This window comes from Streptomyces sp. NPDC003038, from assembly GCF_040611115.1.
In the GTDB taxonomy this organism is placed as follows: Bacteria; Actinomycetota; Actinomycetes; order Streptomycetales; family Streptomycetaceae; genus Streptomyces.
On the sequence record NZ_JBEXNN010000039.1, the window covers coordinates 18498 to 39490 of the forward strand.

At 72.5% G+C, this 20993-nt stretch carries 19 protein-coding genes; 12 read left to right on the top strand and 7 right to left on the bottom strand.

What is annotated here, in order from left to right; all coding sequences use genetic code 11:
- The first annotated feature begins 193 nt into the window (after positions 1-193).
- Positions 194-565 carry an STAS domain-containing protein gene (locus ABZX75_RS30370; RefSeq protein WP_355416133.1) on the top strand — a complete coding sequence of 124 codons (372 nt, stop codon included), beginning with the start codon at positions 194-196 and terminating at the stop codon, positions 563-565.
- An 83-nt stretch (positions 566-648) separates the two neighbouring features.
- The gene (locus ABZX75_RS30375) at positions 649-1857 is read left to right on the top strand and encodes a PP2C family protein-serine/threonine phosphatase (RefSeq protein WP_355416135.1); all 1209 of its coding nucleotides are present in this window, start codon (positions 649-651) and stop codon (positions 1855-1857) included.
- A 62-nt stretch (positions 1858-1919) separates the two neighbouring features.
- On the opposite strand, the gene ABZX75_RS30380 is transcribed toward ABZX75_RS30375, so the two are convergent.
- Together ABZX75_RS30380 and ABZX75_RS30385 are read right to left on the bottom strand one after the other, a co-directional pair.
- Positions 1920-2132: a hypothetical protein gene (locus tag ABZX75_RS30380; RefSeq protein ID WP_355416137.1), complete on the bottom strand. Its 213-nt coding sequence runs from the start codon at positions 2130-2132 to the stop codon at positions 1920-1922.
- Between the two features lie 318 nt (positions 2133-2450).
- Positions 2451-3389 carry a hypothetical protein gene (locus ABZX75_RS30385; protein WP_355416139.1) on the bottom strand — a complete coding sequence of 313 codons (939 nt, stop codon included), beginning with the start codon at positions 3387-3389 and terminating at the stop codon, positions 2451-2453.
- A 203-nt stretch (positions 3390-3592) separates the two neighbouring features.
- On the opposite strand from ABZX75_RS30385, the gene ABZX75_RS30390 reads away from it, so the two are divergent.
- The 3 genes from ABZX75_RS30390 to ABZX75_RS30400 all read left to right on the top strand — a co-directional run bounded on the left by ABZX75_RS30390 (position 3593) and on the right by ABZX75_RS30400 (position 8606).
- The gene (locus ABZX75_RS30390; RefSeq protein ID WP_355416141.1) at positions 3593-4717 is read left to right on the top strand and encodes an amidinotransferase; all 1125 of its coding nucleotides are present in this window, start codon (positions 3593-3595) and stop codon (positions 4715-4717) included.
- Between the two features lie 65 nt (positions 4718-4782).
- On the top strand, positions 4783-6510 hold the full coding sequence (gene polX, locus ABZX75_RS30395) for a DNA polymerase/3'-5' exonuclease PolX (protein ID WP_355416143.1): 1728 nt from the start codon (positions 4783-4785) through the stop codon (positions 6508-6510).
- 17 nt (positions 6511-6527) lie between these two features.
- A complete protein-coding gene (locus tag ABZX75_RS30400) occupies positions 6528-8606 on the top strand; it encodes a SpoIIE family protein phosphatase (protein WP_355416145.1) in 2079 nt (692 codons plus the stop codon).
- A gap of 63 nt (positions 8607-8669) precedes the next feature.
- Here ABZX75_RS30400 and ABZX75_RS30405 read toward each other — a convergent pair whose 3' ends face one another.
- Together ABZX75_RS30405 and ABZX75_RS30410 are read right to left on the bottom strand one after the other, a co-directional pair.
- Positions 8670-9674 carry an MASE1 domain-containing protein gene (locus ABZX75_RS30405; RefSeq protein WP_355416193.1) on the bottom strand — a complete coding sequence of 335 codons (1005 nt, stop codon included), beginning with the start codon at positions 9672-9674 and terminating at the stop codon, positions 8670-8672.
- Between the two features lie 61 nt (positions 9675-9735).
- Positions 9736-10569 (bottom strand): PP2C family protein-serine/threonine phosphatase, encoded by an 834-nt coding sequence (locus ABZX75_RS30410; protein ID WP_355416147.1) that lies wholly within the window; start codon positions 10567-10569, stop codon positions 9736-9738.
- A 208-nt stretch (positions 10570-10777) separates the two neighbouring features.
- Here ABZX75_RS30410 and ABZX75_RS30415 point away from each other — a divergent pair, with 208 nt between their 5' ends.
- The 7 genes from ABZX75_RS30415 (at position 10778) to ABZX75_RS30445 (ending at position 18714) form a co-directional block, all read left to right on the top strand.
- On the top strand, positions 10778-11056 hold the full coding sequence (locus ABZX75_RS30415) for a GlsB/YeaQ/YmgE family stress response membrane protein (RefSeq protein WP_355416149.1): 279 nt from the start codon (positions 10778-10780) through the stop codon (positions 11054-11056).
- Between the two features lie 129 nt (positions 11057-11185).
- On the top strand, positions 11186-11359 hold the full coding sequence (locus ABZX75_RS30420; protein ID WP_355416151.1) for a CsbD family protein: 174 nt from the start codon (positions 11186-11188) through the stop codon (positions 11357-11359).
- 92 nt (positions 11360-11451) lie between these two features.
- A complete protein-coding gene (locus ABZX75_RS30425) occupies positions 11452-12186 on the top strand; it encodes a restriction endonuclease (protein WP_355416153.1) in 735 nt (244 codons plus the stop codon).
- A 136-nt stretch (positions 12187-12322) separates the two neighbouring features.
- Positions 12323-14965 carry a class III lanthionine synthetase LanKC gene (lanKC, locus tag ABZX75_RS30430; RefSeq protein ID WP_355416155.1) on the top strand — a complete coding sequence of 881 codons (2643 nt, stop codon included), beginning with the start codon at positions 12323-12325 and terminating at the stop codon, positions 14963-14965.
- Entirely contained in the window at positions 14962-15099 is a 138-nt protein-coding gene (locus ABZX75_RS30435) for a SapB/AmfS family lanthipeptide (protein ID WP_355416157.1), read from the top strand. The genes lanKC and ABZX75_RS30435 overlap by 4 nt, the downstream gene beginning before the upstream one ends.
- Before the next feature lie 67 nt (positions 15100-15166).
- Positions 15167-16921, top strand: a complete 1755-nt coding sequence (locus ABZX75_RS30440; protein WP_355416159.1) for an ABC transporter ATP-binding protein — start codon at positions 15167-15169, stop codon at positions 16919-16921.
- Positions 16918-18714, top strand: a complete 1797-nt coding sequence (locus tag ABZX75_RS30445; protein ID WP_355416161.1) for an ABC transporter ATP-binding protein — start codon at positions 16918-16920, stop codon at positions 18712-18714. Before ABZX75_RS30440 ends, ABZX75_RS30445 begins: the two co-directional genes overlap by 4 nt.
- Before the next feature lie 19 nt (positions 18715-18733).
- Here the strand turns inward: ABZX75_RS30445 and ABZX75_RS30450 are convergent, their stop codons facing one another.
- The 3 genes from ABZX75_RS30450 to ABZX75_RS30460 all read right to left on the bottom strand — a co-directional run bounded on the left by ABZX75_RS30450 (position 18734) and on the right by ABZX75_RS30460 (position 20991).
- Positions 18734-19342, bottom strand: a complete 609-nt coding sequence (locus ABZX75_RS30450; RefSeq protein ID WP_355416163.1) for a response regulator transcription factor — start codon at positions 19340-19342, stop codon at positions 18734-18736.
- Between the two features lie 518 nt (positions 19343-19860).
- Positions 19861-20067, bottom strand: a complete 207-nt coding sequence (locus ABZX75_RS30455; protein WP_355416165.1) for a hypothetical protein — start codon at positions 20065-20067, stop codon at positions 19861-19863.
- A gap of 87 nt (positions 20068-20154) precedes the next feature.
- Positions 20155-20991 carry an amino acid ABC transporter ATP-binding protein gene (locus ABZX75_RS30460; protein WP_355416167.1) on the bottom strand — a complete coding sequence of 279 codons (837 nt, stop codon included), beginning with the start codon at positions 20989-20991 and terminating at the stop codon, positions 20155-20157.
- Positions 20992-20993: the final 2 nt, after the last annotated feature.

Sequence of the window (20993 nt, forward strand, 5' to 3'; positions counted from 1 at the left end):
GCGCCCGGAGTGGCTCCCCGCGCGAAGGCAGCGCTTCCGCCCTCCCCCCGTACGCTCGCGCCGGCGCCTCACCGCGCCGGCGCGAGCGTACGGGGGCGAACGGCGTACGGGTGAGTGTGGCGTACGGACGAGCGGGCAGATATCGGCTGGGATGGGCCTTCACCACCGGCCCACATGTCATCGAGGACCGCCATTGCTCACCCACGCCGTAGACCAGGGCGTTCTGGTCATCTCCCTGCACAGTCCGATCGACATCGGCAACCGTGCCGCCACGGCGCTGGAGATCGGGCGCCTCCTGCACGCCCACCGCGCCGACTACGTGGTCCTCGAACTCGCCGGATGCCCCGCCTCGGCCGCCGCGATCAGTGTGGTCCACCGCGCGCATCGCCTCTGCGCCGCCGTCGGCGCCTCGCTGGCCGTGGTCACGCCGACGGATGAATCGCGGCGCCTGCTGGGGGCCGGCGGCGGCAGGTCGGCGCCCAGGCTCTACGCGTCCACCACCCAGGCGATCCTCGCCAAACCCCACCCGGGCCCCGGCCTGGTACCGGACGCGGCCCGCCCATGACGACCGGCGGAGACGTTCCGGTCCCACCCCCTTCTGCGGACCCGGGCGGGGGCCGGACCCCCTCGGCACCCGACTTCACCCGCATGATCAGAGGCCTGCTCCGGGCGAGTCACCTCACCACCTTCGAGCAGCTCCCCGCTCTCGTGGCGGAGCACGCCGCGCGGGTCGGCTTCGACCCCGTCCGCATCTACCTGTCCGACCTGCGCGAGGACATGCTGCGCGAGGTCACCGGCCGGGGAATCGACGCGGGGCACGGAGGCCGGGAACTGCGCATCGACGCCACTCTTGCCGGGCGCGTCTTCCAGAGCATGCACGTGCTGGCCGGCACCACCGGCGGCCGTCCGGTGCAGTGGCTGCCGCTGCTGGACGGCACCGAACGCCTGGGCGTCATCGCCGTGGGCACCCACGACGAGCCGGACGCGGAAGCACTAGAAGCCATGAGCGACCTCGCCTCGCTGGTCGGCATGCTCGTGGTCTCGACCCGGTCCCACAGCGATTCCTACGCCCGCCTCACCCGCCTGGAACCGATGTCCGTGTCAGCGGAGATGCAGTGGACGCTGATGCCGCCCCGCACCTTCGCCAGCCCTCGCGTCACCATCGCCGCCGCGATGGAGCCCGCCTACGCCACCGCCGGGGACGCCTTCGACTACGCCCTGGCCGCCGACACCGCGCACCTGGCCGTCTTCGACGCGATGGGCCACGACACGGCCGCCGGACTCACCGCGAACCTCGCCATGGCCACCTGCCGCAACCAGCGCCGCCAAGGCGCCAGCCTAAGCCAGGCCCGCGACGGCATCGAAGCCATGCTCATCGAGCAGTTCACCCTCGACCGCTACGCGACCGCGGTCCTCGCCGACCTCGATATGGCGACCGGCTTGCTGTCCTGGATCAACTGCGGCCACCCACCGCCCATCCTCATCCGGGCCGGACGCTGGATCACCGCCCTGGAGCGCCCGCCCAGCCACCCCCTGGGCACCGACCTCAGCCTGCCCGCGGAGGTGCACCGCGAACAGCTCGAACCCGGCGACCGTCTCATCCTCTACACCGACGGCATCACGGAAGCCCGCGACCGCACCGGCCGTGAGTTCGGCCTCGACCACTTCGTCCAGTTCATCATCCGCCACCAGGCCGACGCCCTCCCCGTCCCGGAAACCCTGCGCCGCCTCGTCCGCGCCGTCCTCCACCACCACGACGGACAACTCGGCGACGACGCCACCGTCCTGCTCTGCGAATGGCACGGCCATCAGCGCCAACCCCTCGCGGACACACTCCGTCCCCTCACCGGCCCCTGAGCCCACGGCCGCCGGCCGGGGGGCTGGCGTGCCGTGGGCTCAGGGGCCGGTCCGCCGACCGGTCACCCCGCGGCTCGGGCCGGACCGAGGAGGCCCGCCCTGTCGGCGGCGCGCAGCCACTCCCGGGCCTCCATGACGGCTGCCTTCTTCTGCGCCTCGTTCAGAGCCTCCCAGGACGGGGCGGAGCCGATGTGCCACACGGACTCGTGGACGACCTGCTGGTGCGCCTTGGCCAGGGTGAGCACGCGCGGATCATCGAGTTCGATGTCTTCCATGACCGCTCCTCTTCTACGAACCGGTTCGAACCGGCGGGTGACCGCCTACCCGCCCCTAGCTGCCAGCAGCGCGTAGACGACCCATGGCGTGCGCTGCGCCCGATTGACGTCATGGACCGGAACGACCACGGGACGGTCCCTCCCCTCACCAGCGTGGACGCCTTGCCACCGGTACGGTCTCCTGGCCATTCTCCGGGGCGAAGTGGCGCACCACCACGCCACCGGGGCGAGCGGGTGCCGTACGCCCGGGTGGGCGGCACCGCCGCGCGCGGCGGTGCCCTCTGCCGGTCCGCCGGCTCCCGCTCCGGCACTGGCCGGTCAGAAGCCGCCACCGCAGCCGTGGCCGCCGCTCCCCCCGTACCCCCCTCCGCCATGGTCGCCACCCCCGGCATCGCCGTGGCTGCCGTGGCTGCCGTGGTGCGAGGATCCGGAAGATGCCGCGGATCCGCCGGGGAGCGGGCGCGGCGGGCGGGGCGGTTCCTCCGGACTGGGCCAGTGCCTGGACGTGACCGCGGACCACCACTGCCCGAAGGAAGCGCGGGTGCCCGGCACGGAGCACTCGTCGACCACCGCCCGGCAGGAGGTCGCCTCCCACTCGACCACCGTCACCCCGTCTTCGGACAGACCGAGCAACGCCTCCTCCAACGCGCGCGCGTTCAACGGCTGCTCGGACTGCCGCTCGGTCAACGGCGGCGCCCGAAAGGCCGGAACGTCATGGCGGAACACCCGCGCCGTGGCCGCCGCCCCCTTCCCGGTCACGGACCAACCCCACACCGCCTTCTCGCCCACCTCCGCGTACCGCTCCCGCACCGCCCGCTTTCGTACTTCCTCCTCCAGCCGCTGTCGCTGCCACTCCTCGGTGCGGCGCTCGCGCTCCGCCCGCCCGGCCTCCAGACGGCGCTCGATCTCCTCGTACACGGGCCGGTACACCTCGGTGGCGGCGACGGTCCGCTTCCGGTACTCCGCCTCGGCCCTCTCCAGCCTGCGCCGCCCTCCCGGCAGACGGAGTAACCAGGTGCGCCTGCGCACCCGGTACAGCCGCACCGCGGCATCACTGATCACCTTGCGGTACGCCCGCCCCGCGGCCTGCCACCGCAGCCGCTCCCCCTTGGTGCCCTCCACGAGGTCCCGGCCGAGCTCCTCGCCGCGCCGGCTGCTGAATTCGTCCACGTAGAAGGACGGGTGCACGACATTCGGGTCCACGGCCGAGCCCGGGCGCCCGCCACTCCCCACTCTGATCAAGATCGGTCCACTCATGACCGGACCACCTCCCCACTGCCAACATCCCCGGCATCCTCCGGCAAGGAACATGTCTCGCGTTCACTTTGGGTAACGTGTTGAATATGATGTGTCACTGACTTCTGCGATCGAAAGCGGTTGAGCATGGCGGCAGTGCAGAGGCCCGGTATTCCGACGGCGGCGCCGGGCGACGACGCCCCTGCGTGGGCTGTGAGCTACGCATGACGTCGACACAAGCGGCCACGACTGCCGACGCCGCGGAACCTCTCGTTTCGCCGGTCAGTTCACACAACGAGTGGGACCCGCTGGAGGAGATCATCGTCGGGCGTCTCGACGGCGCGACGATCCCCTCCAGCCATCCGGTCGTGGCCTGCAACATCCCACCCTGGGCCGCGCGGTTGCAGGGGCTTGCCGCCGGCTACAAGTACCCGCGCGTGCTGCTCGAGCGGGCGCAACAAGAGCTCGATCAGTTCATCGCCCTCCTGCAGTCCCTCGGCGTCACGGTCAGGCGCCCGGACGCGGTCGACCACAGGCAACGGTTCAGCACCCCCGACTGGTCGTCGCGCGGTTTCTGCAACACCTGTCCGCGTGACAGCATGCTCGTGATCGGCGACGAGATCATCGAGACCCCGATGGCATGGCCGTGCCGGTATTTCGAGACCCACTCCTATCGCGCGATCCTCAAGGACTATTTCCGGCGCGGCGCGCGATGGACGGCGGCGCCAAGGCCGCAGCTCACCGACGCACTGTTCGAGGCGGATTTCCGTATCCCCGAGGTCGGCGATCCCATGCGCTACATCCTCACCGAGTTCGAGCCGGTGTTCGATGCGGCGGATTTCGTGCGCGCGGGACGCGACCTGTTCGTCACGCGGAGCAATGTCACCAACCGCATGGGGATCGAGTGGTTGCGCCGCCATCTCGGACCCGGCTATCGCATCCACGAGATCGAGAGCCGCTGTCGCACGCCCATGCACATCGACACGACGTTCCTCCTGCTCGCGCCGGGCAAAGTGCTGGTCAATCCTGAATACATCGACGTCGACCGCCTGCCCGACGTCCTGAGCTCGTGGGACATCCTGATCGCCCCCGAGCCCAACCCGATCGACGAGCGCCTGCTCAAGCTCACCTCGATGTGCGGCAAGTGGCTCAGTATGAACCTGCTCATGATCGACGAGAAACGGGTGATCGCGGAGCGGCATCACACCGACATGCTGCGCGCACTCGAAAAATGGGGGTTCGAGCCGATTCCCAGCGACCTGCTGCACTACGCGCCGTTCGGCGGCTCGTTCCACTGCGCCACGCTCGACATCCGGCGTCGCGGCACGCTTGAGTCGTATGTCATGTGAGTCGTATTCGACAACCGGTTCTCGCCCGGTATGCCCACCCGGGGCGCACGGGGCACCCTGGAGGCATGGCCCGAGCCAACGACCAGGTCGAGGCGCTGCTCCAGGAGTACGCCGACCTCATCGCGATCCGGGGCGGCGAGGCCTTCAAGGCGCGCGCCTACGAAAAGGCCGCCCGTTCCGTCGGGGGCTACCCGCAGGACGTCTCGACACTCGACGCCAAGGGGCTGTGCGAGATCCCGAACGTCGGCACGTCGGTCGCCGACAAGATCCTGGAGTTCCTGCGGACCGGCCGCATGTCCGTCGTCGACGAGGCCAGGGCATCCGTGCCGGTCGGAGTGCGGGAGCTGATCACGATTCCCGGGCTCGGGCCCCGCAAGGCCATGGTCCTCTACGGGGAGCTGGGCATCACCTCCGTCGACCAGCTGCTCGACGCCGTCCACCAGGAGCGGCTGCGTGACCTGAAGGGCTTCGGGGAACGGACCGAGGACAACATCCTGCACGGCATCTCCCTGCTGCAGAAGGCCGGTGAGGGCCGGATCCTCGTCAGCGCCGCCATGGACATGGCCGAGCAGCTCGTCGGTGAGCTGTCGAGCGTCCCCGGCTGCGTCCGGTGCACGTACGCGGGGTCCCTGCGCCGTATGAAGGAGACCATCGGCGATGTCGACATCCTGGTGGCGGCACGCCGCTCGGCCCCCTTCATGAACGCCCTCACCTCCCTCCCGCAGACCGCCGAGGTCATCGCACACGGCGAGAAGAAGACCTCCGTACGGACCACCACGGGTCTCCAGGTGGATCTACGGGTCCTTCCCCCGGCCTCCTGGGGCGCGGGGCTTCAGTACTTCACCGGCTCCAAGGCGCACAACATCCGCACCCGCGAACGTGCGGTGCGTCAAGGCCTCAAGCTGTCCGAGTACGGGCTCTTCGACGTCGAGAGCGGCGAGAGCATCACCTCCGAGACGGAGGAGGCGATCTACGCCCGACTCGGGCTTCCCTGGATACCGCCGACGCTCCGCGAGGACCGCGGCGAGATCGAGGCCGGGCTGCGCGGCGAACTCCCCGACCTCCTGACGGAGAAGGACATCCGCGGCGATCTGCACACCCACACCGACCTCACCGACGGGCTGGCCCCGCTGGAGGACATGGTCGCCGCGGCTGCCGCCCGCGGATATTCCTACTACGCCGTGACCGACCACGCCCCGAACCTGTACATGCAGCGCATGACGAGTGAGAAGGTCCTCGCCCAGCGGGAGCGGGTACGCGCCCTCGACGGCGCGCACTACAGGATGCGGCTGCTGCACGGCACGGAACTCAACATCGGCCCGGACGGCGCCCTGGACTGGCCCGACGAGTTCCTCGCGGACTTCGACATCTGCGTGGCCTCGGTCCACTCCCACTTCCACCAGAGCAGGCGGGAACTCACCCGCCGTCTCGTCCGCGCCTGCGAGAACCCGTACGTCTCCGTCATCGGCCATCCCACGACCCGCCTGATCGGCAAACGCCCGGGCATCGACGCCGACTTCGACGCGGTCTTCAAGGCCTGCGCGCGGGCGGGCACCGCTCTGGAGATCAACGCGCACCCCGAGCGGCTCGACCTGCGTGACGAGGACATCCTGCGCGCGAAACGGTACGGCGTGAAGTTCGCCGTGAACTCCGACGCGCACGCCACCACCCATCTGCCGTACCTGCGCTACGGGGTGGCGACGGCGCAGCGCGGCTGGCTGACGGCGGACGACGTCATCAACACGTGGCCGCTGGCGAGGCTGCGCCGGTTCCTGGGCGGAAAGCGCGCCTGACGAGGGGAAGATGCCGGATGCATGAGCAGACCCCGATCGAGGAACTGATCAGCGGCGCCGCCCAGGACGCCGGCGGGTGGGTGGGCGCCCTGCCGGTGGCCCAAGTGGCCACCAGCGCCGACGGTACGGTCGTGCGCTGGAACCACACCGCGCAAGAGCTGCTCGGCTACGCACCGTCGCAGGTGGTAGGGCGGCACATCGCCGATCTGCTGCATCCGGGGGCCGACCGCAGTCTGGGCCGGTCGTTGTGGGAGACGGCTGCCAGCGGGCGCGGGGTGATGGGCATGGTCACCGCCTGGCACCGTGACGGCCATCCGGTGGAGCTGGAGATCTGGGCCTGTCCCGTGCCCGACCGGCGGCACGCTGCCTCGGCGGTGCTGGTGTTCGCGGCCGACGCCCACGCGGCCCGCCGTATCCGGGGGTCCTCGGCGGTGTGGGACGGGCTGTTCGCCCGCTCGCCGGTCGGTATCGCCGTCCTCGACACGCAGCTGCGGTTCCTGCAGGTCAACCCCGCGCTGGAAGCGATGAACGGTCTCACGGAATCCGCCCACGTGGGCCGCCGCCTGGCCGAGGTGCTGCCCGAGGTGAACGCGGGCGAGATGGAGGAGGCGATGCGGCAGGTGCTGGACACCGGCGAGCCGGTCCTGGACCGGCGCCGTACCGGCCGGACACCGGCCGATCCGGACCACGACCGGGTGTGGTCGTGCTCTTACGTACGGGTGGAGGATCCCGGCGGCCGGCCGATCGGGGTGATCGCCTCACTGCTCGACATCACCGAACAGCAGCTGGCCCACACCGAGGCCGAGGCGGGGCGGCGCAGACTGGCCCTGCTCAGCCAGGCAAGCGTCCGCATCGGCGGCAGCCTCGATCTGGAGCGCACCGCTCAAGAGCTCGCCGACCTCGCCGTCCCCCACCTCGCCGACGCCGTCACCGTCGACGTCCTGGAGTCCCTCGCCCGCGGCGACGAGCCCGGCATGGGACTGACCGGCGGGGTCGAACTGCGCCGCCTGGGCAAAGCACCGCTGACCGGCTCCCCCGTCACCCGCATCCTCGCCCCGCTCGGCAGAACCCTCACCTTCCCCGCCGCCGCCCCCTACACCCTGGCCCTCACCGCCCGCCAGCCGTTCCTGGTCCCCCGTCTCGATGAACGGGCCATCGCCCCCGCGGCCCGTCATACCGCCCGACCCGCACAACTCCTCACGGTGAGCGTGCACTCGTTCATGATGGTCCCGCTCATCGCCCGTGAGATGGTGCTCGGCGTCGCCACCTTCTACCGCACCGGGCCCGGCGGCCCCTTCGGGTCCGACGACGTCACCCTGGCCGGCGAACTCGCTGCCCGGGCCGCTGTCAGCATCGACAACGCCCGCCTCTACCAACGTGAACACGAAACGGCCGTCGTCCTCCAGCGCAGCATGCTGCCGCAGCACGTCACCCCGCCGCCCGGGATCGGCATCGCCCACCGCTACCTGCCCGCCAGTGACGTCAACGAAGTCGGCGGCGACTGGTACGACGTACTGCAACTGCCCGGCGGGAAAGCCGCCCTCCTCATCGGGGACGTCATGGGCCACGGCATAGCGGCGGCCGCCGTCATGGGACGCCTGTCGGCCACCGTCCGGGCCCTGGCCCGTCTCGACATGGCGCCCATCGACTTGATCCACCAGCTGGAAGCCGCCCTGGCCGACCTCGCCGAGCCGATGCTCGCCACCTTCCTGTACATCGTCTGCGACCCCGCCACCGGCCACTGCACCGTGACCCGCGCCGGCCACCCGCCCCCCGCCGCGGCAGAACCGGACGGCACCGTATACCTGGTCAAGAGCCCGCCCGGCGTTCCCCTGGGCGTCGGCGGCATCCACTTCACCACCACCGACATCACCCTGCCCGCCGGCAGTGTCCTGGTGCTCTACACCGACGGCCTGATCGAAGCCCGCGGCCGGGACATCGACGAACGCCTGGACGAACTCACCCGGCTGCTCACCGCACCGCAACAGCCGCTGGACCACCTGTGCGACTCGCTGATCACCGAGCTGGTACCGGCATCGGCCGACGACGACATCGCCCTGCTCGCCGCCCGCATCGGCGGAGACATCGTCCCGTAGAGCGGAACCGCCCCTGTGTCCAGCGCGGCGTGCCCGTGCCCTGCGCGGCGCGGGCAAGCGCCGCTATCCGTCGCCCGTCCCCGGAGCGTTCGGAGTGTCCCTTTCCGGCGGCCAGCGGGAGGCAGTCTTACCCGACGTGAGCTGGTCCACCACTTCGCCCAGGTCCTGGCACGCCTGCTCGATCCTCAGGCGGATGGTGTTCTGCTCGGTGACGAGCGCCGACAGCAGCAGCGAGGTCAGGGCGGCGCAGCCGTTGAGCGCCTGGAGGTTGGCCATGCCCTCGCCCAGGGTGTGGTGCGTGAAGGGACCGGCCCGGTCGATCGCCGCCGCGTTCGCCAGTACGGACACGAGCAGCATGCACGGCGCGCTCCCGGCCAGCTGGAAGCGCAGGGCCGCCCAGATCAGGAGCGGGAAGACGAGGAAGAGCAGCGCCAGCTGGCTCCTGGTCGCGAGGAGGGTGAGGCCGACGGCCGACACCAGCAGGGCAGCCGTCTCGGCCCACCGGTAGGCGTCCTGGGGCAAGCGGGCCTCGCGCAGTACGAGGAGCAGCGGAGTCACGACCAGCACGCCCATGGCGTCGCCGGCCCACCACGTCCACCACACGGTCCAGAATCCGCTCCGCGGCAGGCTGCCGGTGGCCACCAGCAGCCAGGCTCCGACGGTGGCGCTGATCAGCATCGGCGTCAGGCCACCCAGGAAGACCAGCGCCACACCGTCCCGGAGCCGGTCCAGCGCGAAGCGGAAGCCGGCTCGGCGGAGCATCAGCCAGGCGCAGACGGGAGCGAGGGTGTTGCCCGCGACGATCCCCAGGCCGACGGGATCGATCGGGCTGATCGACTGGATGACGAGGAAGGCGCCGAGCGCGATCCCGGGCCAGACGCGCAGGCCCAGCCAGAGCAGGCAGCCGAGGGCGATGCCCGTGGGCGGCCACAGCGGTGTGACGACCGCGCCCTCGATCACCACCTGCTGGAGCAGGCCCACCCGTCCGCCCGCGTAGTAGGCGGCGGCCACCGCGAGGATCCGGAGCACAGCCAGGCACAGACGTCGCAAGCCCTCGGTGCGCATCACTTCATCAGACAACAGTCCGCGCCCATCGGGGAGCGTGACACGCACGAAGCGGTCCTCCGCGTCACCCGGGCCGGTGCGGGACCGCCTCGTGGCGCAGGACGAGCACCGCGGCGTCGTCCTCGTGTCCGGTGGAATCGGCGACCTTCATCACCTCGGCGGCCAGGTGACCGGGGTCCGCGCCCGCCTCCGCCCCGACCACCTCGGCCACGCGCTCCAGCCCCGCTTCGATCGGGAAGGACGGGCCTTCGACCACGCCGTCGGTGACCAGGACCAAGGAGCCCGCCCGCGCCAGTCGGCGCCGGGTCACCGGGTATTGCGCGCCCGGGAGCATGCCGAGCGGCAGACCGCCGTCGTCCTCCACGATGCCGTACTGCCCGTCGACCGTGGCCCAGACCCCGGGCACATGGCCGGCGCGGGCGCTCTGGATCTCCCCGGCGACCGGATCGAACCGGAGGAAGGTGCAGGTCGCGAAGAGGTCGCAGTCCACGGAGAGCAGCAGGTCGTTGGCCCGGCTGAGGACCTCGCCGGGGTCGGCGGCGGCCGCCGCCACCGCGCGGACCGCGATGCGAACCTGGCCCATGAAGGCGGCCGCCTCCACGTCGTGGCCCTCCACGTCACCGATGGAGAACCCGAGGGCCCCCTCGGGCAGCCGGAAGCCGTCGTACCAGTCACCGCCGATGCTGAGGCCGTGACGGGCAGGGGCGTACCGGGCCGCCGTACGGAGCCCCGGCAGGCAGGGCAGTGACGCCGGGAGGATCTCCCGCTGTAGTGCTTCGGCCAGCTCCACCCGTGCCTGCTGGAGCTCAGCCCCTTCCCGGGCTTGGGCGGTGAGCCGCCCGAGCCGTGTCAGCAGGTCGTCCGCGGTTGCCGACCGCGTGGACCGATGGGGGACCATGGGCCGCTCCGAGGTGTGTCCGCTTCAGGGCCCTGGTGCTCAACCCCGGGCTCATCATATTTCCGCCCCTCGCTGATCACATCACGAGCGGCCGCCGCCACTTCTCACGGCCGCGCCGCACCGGGAAGGGGACGGGACGTTTGGATCGTCGTCTGCGGCGCAGACGACGAATGAACGACTTCGTACATGACGAGGCAGGAGAGTCATCATGGGCATCATCGCTTGGATCCTCATCGGGCTGCTCGCCGGAGCCATCGCCAAGGCCCTGATGCCGGGCAAGGACCCGGGCGGCATCATCATCACCATGCTCATCGGTATCGCGGGCGGCCTCCTCGGCGGCTGGCTCGGCAAGGTCATCTTCGGCGTCGACTCCATCGACGGTTTCTTCCACCTCTCGACGTGGATCGCCGCCATCGCCGGCTCCGTCATCCTGCTCGCGCTCTACCGGCTCGTCACCGGCAACCGGCATTCGCACCGACACGCGTGACCCGCGGGCGCCGACGGGTCCCGTTCCCGGCGGGTCGCCCCCATGACACGGGGTCTTCCCGTTTCGAACCGGGAATTCTGATCAGACGAGAAGACGTACGTTGTCCCCCATCCCAGGGAGTGATCGGCTGTGTCGAGTAACGAGAAGAGCCAGGCCAAGGGTGAGCAGGCCAAGGGCAAGCTCAAGGAGACGGCAGGCCGCGCGGTGGGCGACGAACGGCTGACCGCCGAGGGCCGCGCCGAGCAGGCGAAGGGTGACGCCCGCCAGGCCAAGGAGAAGATGAAGGACATGTTCAAGCGCTGAGCCTTCTCCGGCTGCAACCGCTTGCGCCGCGGTCCCGGACCCCCTCGGGGGTCCGGGACCGCGGTGCGTCGACGAGTGAGGGAGGGGACCCGATGCCGAGGTCGGGAGGACGCAGGAGGACGGCGGGCAGGGGTTCGGCCTCGGTCGGGCGTGATGTGCTGCTCGCGGCCGGGCTCGTGGGAATCGGCGTGGGCGGGCTGGCCGTGTTCGTCAGGACGGTCGCGATGGCGGGGAACGGCGCCGCGGTGGTACCGATCGCCGCCGTGGTGCTGCTGGCGGGCGGGGTGGCCCTGGCCCGGTGGAGCGTGGCGCCCGGCCACCGCCGCTCCCGAGCGGGCGGGCGCGGTACGCCGGTCGCGGTCCCCGCGCCCCGGCAGGCGGCGGTGGACGTTCCGGACGTCGGACCGGAGGTTCTGGACCACGCGGGCGTTGACGCCGACGGCTTCGAGCACACGGTCGCCGCGCTGTGCGTGCGGGACGGCTGCCCGCGGGTGGAGGTCGTCGGGGGAGCGGGCGACCTGGGCGCCGACGTGATCGCCACGACCCCGGACGGCCTGCGCGTCGTCCTGCAGTGCAAGCACTACGGGGACGGCAACCGGGTCGGCTCACAGGACCTCCAGCGCTTCGGCGGCACCTGTTTCGCCGTCCACGAGGCCGATGTGGCCGTGGTCGTGACCACCAGTTCCTTCACCGCGCCGGCCGCCGAGTACGCCGCCACCTGCGGCATCGTCTGCGTGGACGGCGACGGCCTGGCCGCCTGGACCGATCTGCGGGCGGCGCCGCCCTGGGAGACGCCCGTCGCGACGGGAGCGGATGGCCACCCGTAGGTCCTGTCGGGGCCCCCGGGAGCGGGTGGGCCAAGTGACTCGTGCGTACCGCACACCCCTTCGGTGACAGCCGTGACTGTCGCGGCCCCCGGTCCGCGTGACACCGTCGATCACGTCACCGACCGAGGGAGCAGTTGTGAACAAGGGGTACGCCGCCTTCTGCGACGCCGACCGCTGGTTCTACGACGCGCCGTACCGGCGGGCCGAGGAGAGTTACCCGGCCGCGCTCGCCCCCGTACCGGCGGGATGGCAGTCGCACCGCAGCGGAGACTGGTTCGCGCTGCGTCCCCTCGACGCCGAGCTGCCCGCGCAGGGCTGGAAGATCCATGTCTCAGCCTGCCTGGACAACGCCGAATCCGTCCTGGACAGGGTCTACACCTACTGCGTGGACCGGCGGATCGCCTTCAAGTTCGTGCCCAGCCGGTACCTGCTGCACAACCGCAACGCCAAGTACGCGGACCGCGCGGCGAGCGGCAAGTTCCTGACGGTCTACCCGGCCGACGACGAGGGGTGCCGGCGGATCGCGGAGGAGCTCGACGCCCTGCTGGCCGGCGAACGCGGCCCGTACATCCTCAGCGACCTGCGCTGGGGGGACGGCCCGGTCCACGTGCGCTACGGCAGTTTCACCCTGCGGCACTGCTACGACGAGCACGGCGAGCTGGTCCCGGCCGTCGAGGCCCCGGACGGCCGGCTCGTACCGGACCCGCGCGGCCCGGTGTTCCAGCCGCCGGCGTGGATCGAGCTGCCCGGATTCCTGCGGCCGCACCTCGACCGGCGCTCGGCCGTCACCTTCGCGGGCAGCCCGTACACCGTCGAACGCGCCCTGCACTTCTCCAACGGCGGCGGCGTCTACGCCGGCCGCGACACCCGTACCGGCGAGTCCGTGATCCTCAAGGAGGCCCGCCCCTTCGCCGGGCTCGCCGCCGACGGGGCGGACGCGGTGACCCGGCTGCACCGCGAGCGGGCGGCGCTGGAGCGGCTGGCGGGGCTGGACTGCGTACCCGCGGTCCACGGCACCTTCACCGTCGGGGACCACCACTTCCTGGTCCTGCAGTACCTGGAGGGCAAGCCCCTCAACACGTACTTCGCCCGCCGGCACCCGCTGATCGAGGCCGACCCGGACCCCGCGGAGCTCACCGCCTACACCCGGTGGGCGCTGACCGTCCACGAGCGGGTGACGCGGGCCGTCGACGCCGTGCACGCGCGCGGGATCGTCTTCAACGACCTGCACCTCTTCAACATCATGGTCACCGAGGACGAAACCACGGGAGAACCCTCCGTCGCGCTGCTCGACTTCGAGGCCGCCGCGCACATCGACGAAGGACTGCGGCAGACCGTCGCCAACCCGGCCTTCGTCGCGCCGCCCGACCGGCGCGGCTTCTCCGTGGACCGGTACGCCCTGGCCTGCCTTCGGCTCGCCCTGTTCCTGCCGCTGACCAGCCTGCTCGTACTGGACCGGGCCAAGGCGGCGCATCTGGCGGCCATCGCCGCCCAGCAGTTTCCGTTACCCCCGCGGTTCCTGGAGGAAGCGGTCGAGGAGATCCTCTCCGGGCCCTCGCCCGGCGTTGCCGAGGGACGGATACCGGCGCCCGCCGGGGCGTACCTGCCCGTCGAGCCGGGCGACTGGGAGACGGCCCGCGCCTCGATGACGGCGGCGCTGCGCGCCAGTGCCACCCCCGACCGCGAGGACAGGCTCTTCCCCGGGGACATCGCCCAGTTCAGCGGCGAGGGCGGTGGCGCCGGCTTCGGGTACGGAGCCGCAGGCGTCCTCTACGCGCTGGCCGAGACCGGCGCCGAACCGTGGCCCGAGGCCGAGGAATGGCTGCTGGCCCGTACCAAGGAACCGGCCTCCGGCACTCCGCTCGGTTTCTACGACGGCCTCGCCGGCACCGCCTGGACCCTGGAACGGCTCGGCCACCGCGACCGCGCGCTCGCCCTCGCCGAACAGCTGCTGGCGCAGCCGTGGCAGAGCGTCGGCCCCGACCTGTACAGCGGGCTCGCGGGCATCGGGCTGGCCCTGGACGCCCTGGGCTCGGCCACGGGCGAGCGTGAGCTGCACACCGCCGCGCTGCGCTGCGCCCGGCTGGCGGCCCGCTCGGCCCCCGGCCTGAAGCGGGCGGGCCTGCTCCACGGCCACAGCGGACTCGCGCTGCTCCAACTGCGCCTGTACGAGCGCACCGGGGACCGGGAACTGCTGCGCGCCGCCGGGCGGGCCCTGCACCGGGATCTGGACCGCTGCGTGACCACCGCCCACGGCACCCTCCAGGTGGACGAGGGCTGGCGCACGATGCCCTACCTCGGCGCCGGCAGCGTCGGCATCGGCATGGTGCTGGACGACTGGCTGGAGCACGCCGCCGAGGACCGCTTCGAACAGGCCCGCACCGCGATCGTCCGGGCCGCGCAGGCGACGTTCTACGCGCAGCCCGGTCTGTTCCGCGGCGCCGCCGGAATGATCCTCCACCTGGCCCGGACCACGACCCCCGGCCCTGGCACGCGGGCCGAGGACATCGCGCGGCAGATCGACGCCCTGGCCCGCCACGCGGTCCCGTACCAAGGCCATCTGGCCTTCCCCGGCGAGCAGTTGATGCGCCTGTCCATGGATCTGTCCACGGGCACGGCCGGCGCGCTCCTCGCCCTCGGCAGCGCCGCGCCCGGCGGGCGCGCGCACCTGCCGTTCCTCCCGCCGCTGCGGCCCACCGCGGCGGCCCCAGAGCCGGTCCCCCACCGGGGGGCCGTGTCCCATCCGAACACACCAGTGAAGAAGAGGAATCAGACATGACGCTTCTCGACCTGCAGTCGATGGAAACCCCCAAGGAAGAGACCACCGAGGCCGGGCACCTCACCGGCGGCGGCAGCCGCGCCAGCCTGCTTCTCTGCGGCGACAGCAGCCTGAGCGTCACGACCTGTAACTGACCAGGTCCTCACCGGGCCCGGGCGGTTCGCCGCCCGGGCCCGCACCACACCCCTGGAGCCATCGCCGATGACCCCGCCCGACCCCGCCGGCGAGGCGGCGGCCGCACGGGACGCCGACCGGGCGCTCGGTGCGGCCGCCCGGCACAGCGCCGGCCGCACCGCCGCCGTGTGGGGGTGCTCGGTGGCCGCCGCCGGCGCGGCCCTCGCCGAACCGGCCGTCCTGGGCCACACCCTCGACCTGCTGCTCCGCCGCGACCCATCCGCCGCCCTCTGGACCGTGTGGTGCGCCGTGGTGATCGCTGCCGAGGTCCTGCTGGACGCCGCCACCGCCCGGATCGCGGGCAGTGTCGACGCCCGCTCCACCGCCTGGCTGCGCCGGCTCGGGATCGCCCGGCTGCTGCGCACCGCACCGCACCACGCGGCCCGGCACTCCCCCGGCGAAGTCTCCGCGCGGCTGACCGCGCACGCCACCGAGGCCGGGACCGTACCGGCGGCCGCCGCGACCGGCACCGCGGCCCTGCTGCCGCCCGTCGGCGGGCTGGTCGCCCTCTTCCTCATCGACGTCTGGACCGCGCTCGCCTTCCTCGCCGGACTTCCGCTGCTGGCGCTGATGCTGCGCGCCTTCGCCCGTGATTCCACCGCGAGCGTCACCCGCTACCAGCAGGTGCAGCTGGCCATGGCGGGCCGCCTCGTCGAAACCCTCGCCGGGGCCCGGACCATCGCCGCCGCCGGCACCGCTGAGCGCGAACAGGCCAGGATCCTCGCGCGGTTGCCGGAACTCGGCAGTGAGGGACGGCAGATGTGGCGGATCTACGGCGCGACGATGGCCCGCACCAGCGCCCTGATGCCCCTCCTGCTCTACGTCGTACTCGGCGTCGGCGGCATCCGGCTGTCCGCCGGCGCCCTCGGCGTGGGTGAACTGCTCGCCGCCGTCCGCTACGCGGGCCTCGCGGCCGGGGTGGGAGCCGTGACCGGCACACTGGCCGCGGTGGTGCGCGGCCGGGCCGCCGCCCGGCGTACGGCGGCACTCTTCGGCCTGCCCGAACTGCGGTACGGCCGCCGGGCTCTGCCCGAGGGCGGCCCGGGCGCGCTGGAGTTGCGAGGGGTCCGGGTGGTGCGCGCGGGGACAGCCGTACTGCGTGATGTCAGCCTGCGGGTTCCGGGCGGCAGCACCACCGCCGTCGTCGGCCGCTCGGGCTCCGGCAAGACCACGCTGGCCGCTGTCGCCGGCCGGCTCACCGACCCCGACGCGGGCCGGGTGCTCCTCGACGGGGTGCCGTTGGACGAACTGTCGGCCGAGGCGCTGCGCCGGGCGGTCGGGCACGCATTCGACCGGCCCGCGCTCTTCGGGGAGAGCGTCGGGGCGGCCATCGCCTTCGGAGCGGGGCCCGAGCCCGCCCCCGAGGCCGTGCGCGGGGGCGCCCGGGCGGCCGGAGCCGACGCCTTCGTCCGGCGGCTGCCGCAGGGCTACGACACCCCGCTCGCCGACGCGCCCATGTCCGGCGGTGAACTCCAACGCCTCGGTCTGGCACGGGCGTTCTGCCATGCGCAGCGGCTGTTGGTGCTCGACGACGCCACCTCCAGCCTGGACACCGTCACCGCCCGCCAGGTCGAACGGGCCCTGGCACGCGAGGTCCGGGCCGCCACCCGCCTCGTCGTCGCACACCGCGTCTCCTCGGCCGCCGGGGCCGACCGCGTCGTATGGCTCGAAGCGGGACGGGTCCGGGCGACGGGAACGCACGCCGAGCTGTGGCGGGACCCGGAATACCGGGCGGTATTCGCCGCCGAAGAGGCACCGGCGGGCCGCGAGGCGGTCCGGTGAGCGAGTACGGCACCTGGCGGCGGGTGGCCCCGGAGGGGCGGCGCTTCCTGCGCGGCCGTCTCCGCGTCCTGGTCCGGCTCGCGCTCTGGTCACTGCTGGAGTCCGCGCACACCTTCGCCGGCGGCTACGGGGTGGCCCGCGCCCTCGACGACGGCTTCCTCGCCGGCCGTACCGGCACCGGCATCGGCTGGCTCTCCGTGGCCGCGGTCGGCGCCCTGTTCGGCGCGGTCGCCCTGCGGGGGGTGTTCGGCGGGCTGGCGGACCTGGTCGAGCCGCTGCGCGACGGCCTGGTCCGCAGGGCCGTTCGCCAGGCGTTGGAGCAAGCGGTCGCCGGACGGCCGCGGGGCGCCGGATCCGGGGCGGTCTCCCGGCTCACGCAGCAGACCGAGATGGCCCGGGACTCCTTCGCCGGACTGGTGCTGACCGCTCGGTCGTTCGTCTTCACCGCCGTGGGAGCACTGGCCGGCATGGCCGCGCTGGCGCCCGTACTGCTGCTGTTCGTGCTGCCCCCGCTGCTGCTGGGAACGGCCTGTTTCGTGGCCACTCTGCCCCCGATGGCCGCCGTGCAGCGCGAGGCGCTCGACACCGACGAGGCACTGTCCTCTCGGGTCGGCGAGCTGGCGGCGGGTCTGCGCGATGTGGTGGCGTGCGGCGCGGGGGAGTCGGCGGGCGCTCCGGTGGAACGACTGGTCGCCGCCCAGGAGCGGCTCACCCGGCGGCTCGCGCGGTGGACGGCCCTGCGCACCCTGGCGCTGGGGGTGGCGGGCCGCCTTCCGGTGGTCGCGCTGCTGGCCGGGACGCCCTGGCTGCTCGCGCGGGGGGTCACCGCGGGCACCCTGGCCGGCGCGCTGACCTATCTGGTGCAGTCGCTGCTGCCCTCCCTCAACGCGCTGATGGCGGCCCTCGGTTCGGCGGGGACGAGGCTACTGGTGGTGCTGGACCGGTTCTGCGAACCGGAACGGGGACCTGCCCCTCCGCAGCCGGTACCCCCGCCCCCGCCCCCGAAGCCGGGTCCGCTTCCGCTTCGCCCGGATCCGGCGGATCCGGCGGATCAGCCGGCCACCGGTCAGGGCGCGGCCGCCGTCGAACTGCGGCAGGTCGGCTTCGCTTACGGGCCCGACGCGCACCCCGTGATCGACGGTCTCGACCTGGTCGTGCGGCCCGGGGAGCACCTCGCCGTGGTGGGGCCGAGCGGAATCGGCAAGTCCACGCTCACCGCCCTGGTCGCCGGGCTGCTGGCACCCGGCCGGGGCACGGTCCTGCTGGCCGGCGCCCCGGCCCGCCCCGGCATGAGCCGCGGCCCCGACCTCCGCCGGACCCTGCTGCCGCAACAGGCCTACGTCTTCACCGGCACGGTCCGGGAGAACCTGACCCACCTGTGCCCCGGGCCGGTACCCGGGGCACAGGTGGACAGGGCCGTGGCCGCCCTCGGCGTGGCCGGCCTCGTCCACCGGCTGGGCGGGCTGGACGCGGCGCTCGACCCGGGACGGCTCTCTCAGGGCGAACGCCAGCAGCTCGCCCTCACCGCCGCCTACCTCTCGCCGGCGCCGCTGCTCCTGCTCGACGAGGCCACCTGCCACCTGGACCCGCATACCGAGGAACGCGCCGAGCGGGCTCTCGCCGCCCGCCCCGGCACCCTCGTCGTGGTGGCCCACCGCATCTCCTCCGCGGCCCGGGCGGACCGGGTCCTCGTACTCGACGGGACCCGGGCGGTGTGCGGTACGCATGACGAACTCCCGGCCAGGTCGCCCCTGTACCGGGAGCTCGTGGGGATGTGGGACGCGCGGGGCTGAGGGGCGCCCCTAGGCCGGCTCATACCCAGCCGGCCCGCCGGGATATCCGGATCGCGTCGATGCGGTTGCGTGCGCCGGTCTTGCGGGTGACCGCGGCCATGTAATTGCGTACGGTTCCGCTGGCGAGGTGCAGGGCTCGGGCGATCTCCGCGACCGAGTCGCCCTCGGCGGCCCGGGCCAGCACGCTCAGTTCGCGCGGGCTGAGCGGCACGGGGTCGGCCGCCATGAAGGCCGAGGCGAGCGAAGCGTCGATGAAGCGTTCTCCCGCCGCGACCTGGCGGATCGCCCGGATCAGCCGGCCGGGTGACCCCTCCTTGTCCATGTAGCCGAGGGCATCCGCCTGGAAGGCCCGCCGGAGGGAGCCGGGCGCGACCGACGTGGCGAGCACCAGCAGCGGAGTGGGTAAGTCGCGCATCATGCGGGCGGCGCTGCCGTCTCCCCCGAGGGCGGCCGAGGCTCCCGGACAGTCGAGGTCGACGACCGCCACGTCCGGCCGCAGGAGCTCCGCCTGGCGGGCGGCGGTCCGCCAGCCCGCGGAGGTGACGTCGAAGCCGCCTTCGGATCTGAGCAGGGCGGCGAGAGCCGACCTCACGAGGCTGACGCTGTGCAGGACGAGGACCTTGGTCATCGGGAGCTCTCCTCAGGTGTGATCGATCAGCACCAAGCGGTTGCCCCGCGATCACCGTGGAGGAACGTTACTCCCGGGGGCGTGCGGGGGCGCGTGGCCGAAGCCCGTGCCCCCCTGATGCGACCCGCACGCCTCCGGCACCCCTCCCGGCCGCCTCCTCGGTGCCGGACGCCGAGGGAAACCTCGCGGAGCCCCGATATGCGGAGTGGCTGATTCCGCCCCCTTGGCCGGTGCTTCCCCGAGGTGTCCACCCTTCAGCGGGCAGCTGGTCAGCAGCGTGTGCGGGTCCGCTCCCTCGACGCGTCGGTAGGGCCGGAGGCGATGGTCCCGGCGGTGGTCGACTCCTCCAGGCATGCCGCCTGTTGCCGCTCCGCCCCGGGCACGCGCAGCCTGTCCGCCCGGACGCAGGCGCGGAGCCGGGCGCGAGGGCATCGGCCGGGGCCACGGTGGAAACGAGGAGCAGAACCGCTCCCCCGACGACCCGCCGTAGCCGTCGGCCGTCGGCCGCCGGCCGCCGATCAGGGCTTGTTGGCCAGGGCCCCGAGGTACGCGTTCACCTGTTCCAGCCGCGCGTCCACGCTCCGAACGCTCTCGGCCGACGCCCGCAGTTGGTCACAGATCGCCAGCAGCGCCAGGGCCGTCGCCCTCTGTCCGGGATCGGTGACCTCCTCCAGCGCCGCCCGGGCCGCTTCGGCCGCCGACGTGGGACGGGATGCCTCTGTCATCGCTGTGCCTCCTGTCTGGCCGACCATCGGCCTCTCTCGACGTGTGCCCCCGTGGCACCACAACGCACCGCCCGGGCTTCTGTTCGGTCAACGGGCTCGTCCCCGGCCCGGTCCGTCGTCGCCGGCGGGTGCCGGGACCGCCGCGGGGTCCAGGATGCGGTTGAGGAAGTTCCTGGTCCGCTCGTGCGCCGGACGGCCGATCACCTGGGCCGCCGGCCCTTGCTCGACGATCACTCCGCCGTCCATGAACACGACCCGGTCGGCCACCTCGCGGGCGAAGCTCATCTCGTGAGTGACGACCATCATCGTCATGCCCTCGTCCGCCAGCACCCGCATCACCGACAGCACTTCGCCCACGAGTTCGGGGTCGAGGGCCGAGGTCGGCTCGTCGAAGAGCATCACCTCCGGACCCATCGACAGGGCGCGGGCGATCGCCACCCGCTGCTGCTGACCGCCGGACAGCTGCGCCGGAAAGGCGTCCGCCTTGTCCGCGAGACCGACGCGTTCGAGATTCTCCCGGGCCACGGCGGCGGCCTGCTCCTTGTCCCTGCCGAGCACCCGACGCTGCGGCAGCGTGAGGTTTCCGGTGACGCTGACGTGCGGAAACAGATTGAACTGCTGGAACACCATGCCGATACGGCGGCGCACCGCGTCGATGTCGACATCCAGGTCGGTGACCTCCGTACCGCCGACGAACACCTGGCCCTCGCTCGGCTCCTCCAGCAGGTTCACACAGCGCAGCAGCGTCGACTTACCGGAGCCGGACGGCCCGATGACGCACACCACCTCCCCGCGGGCGATCTCCAGATCGATGCCCCGCAGGACGTGGTTGTCACCGAAGGACTTGTGCAGCCCCCGGATCTCGATCTCGGTCTCGGGGCGGTCCGCGGCCATCGTGTACACCGTCTCCGTCTTGGGTGGCATCT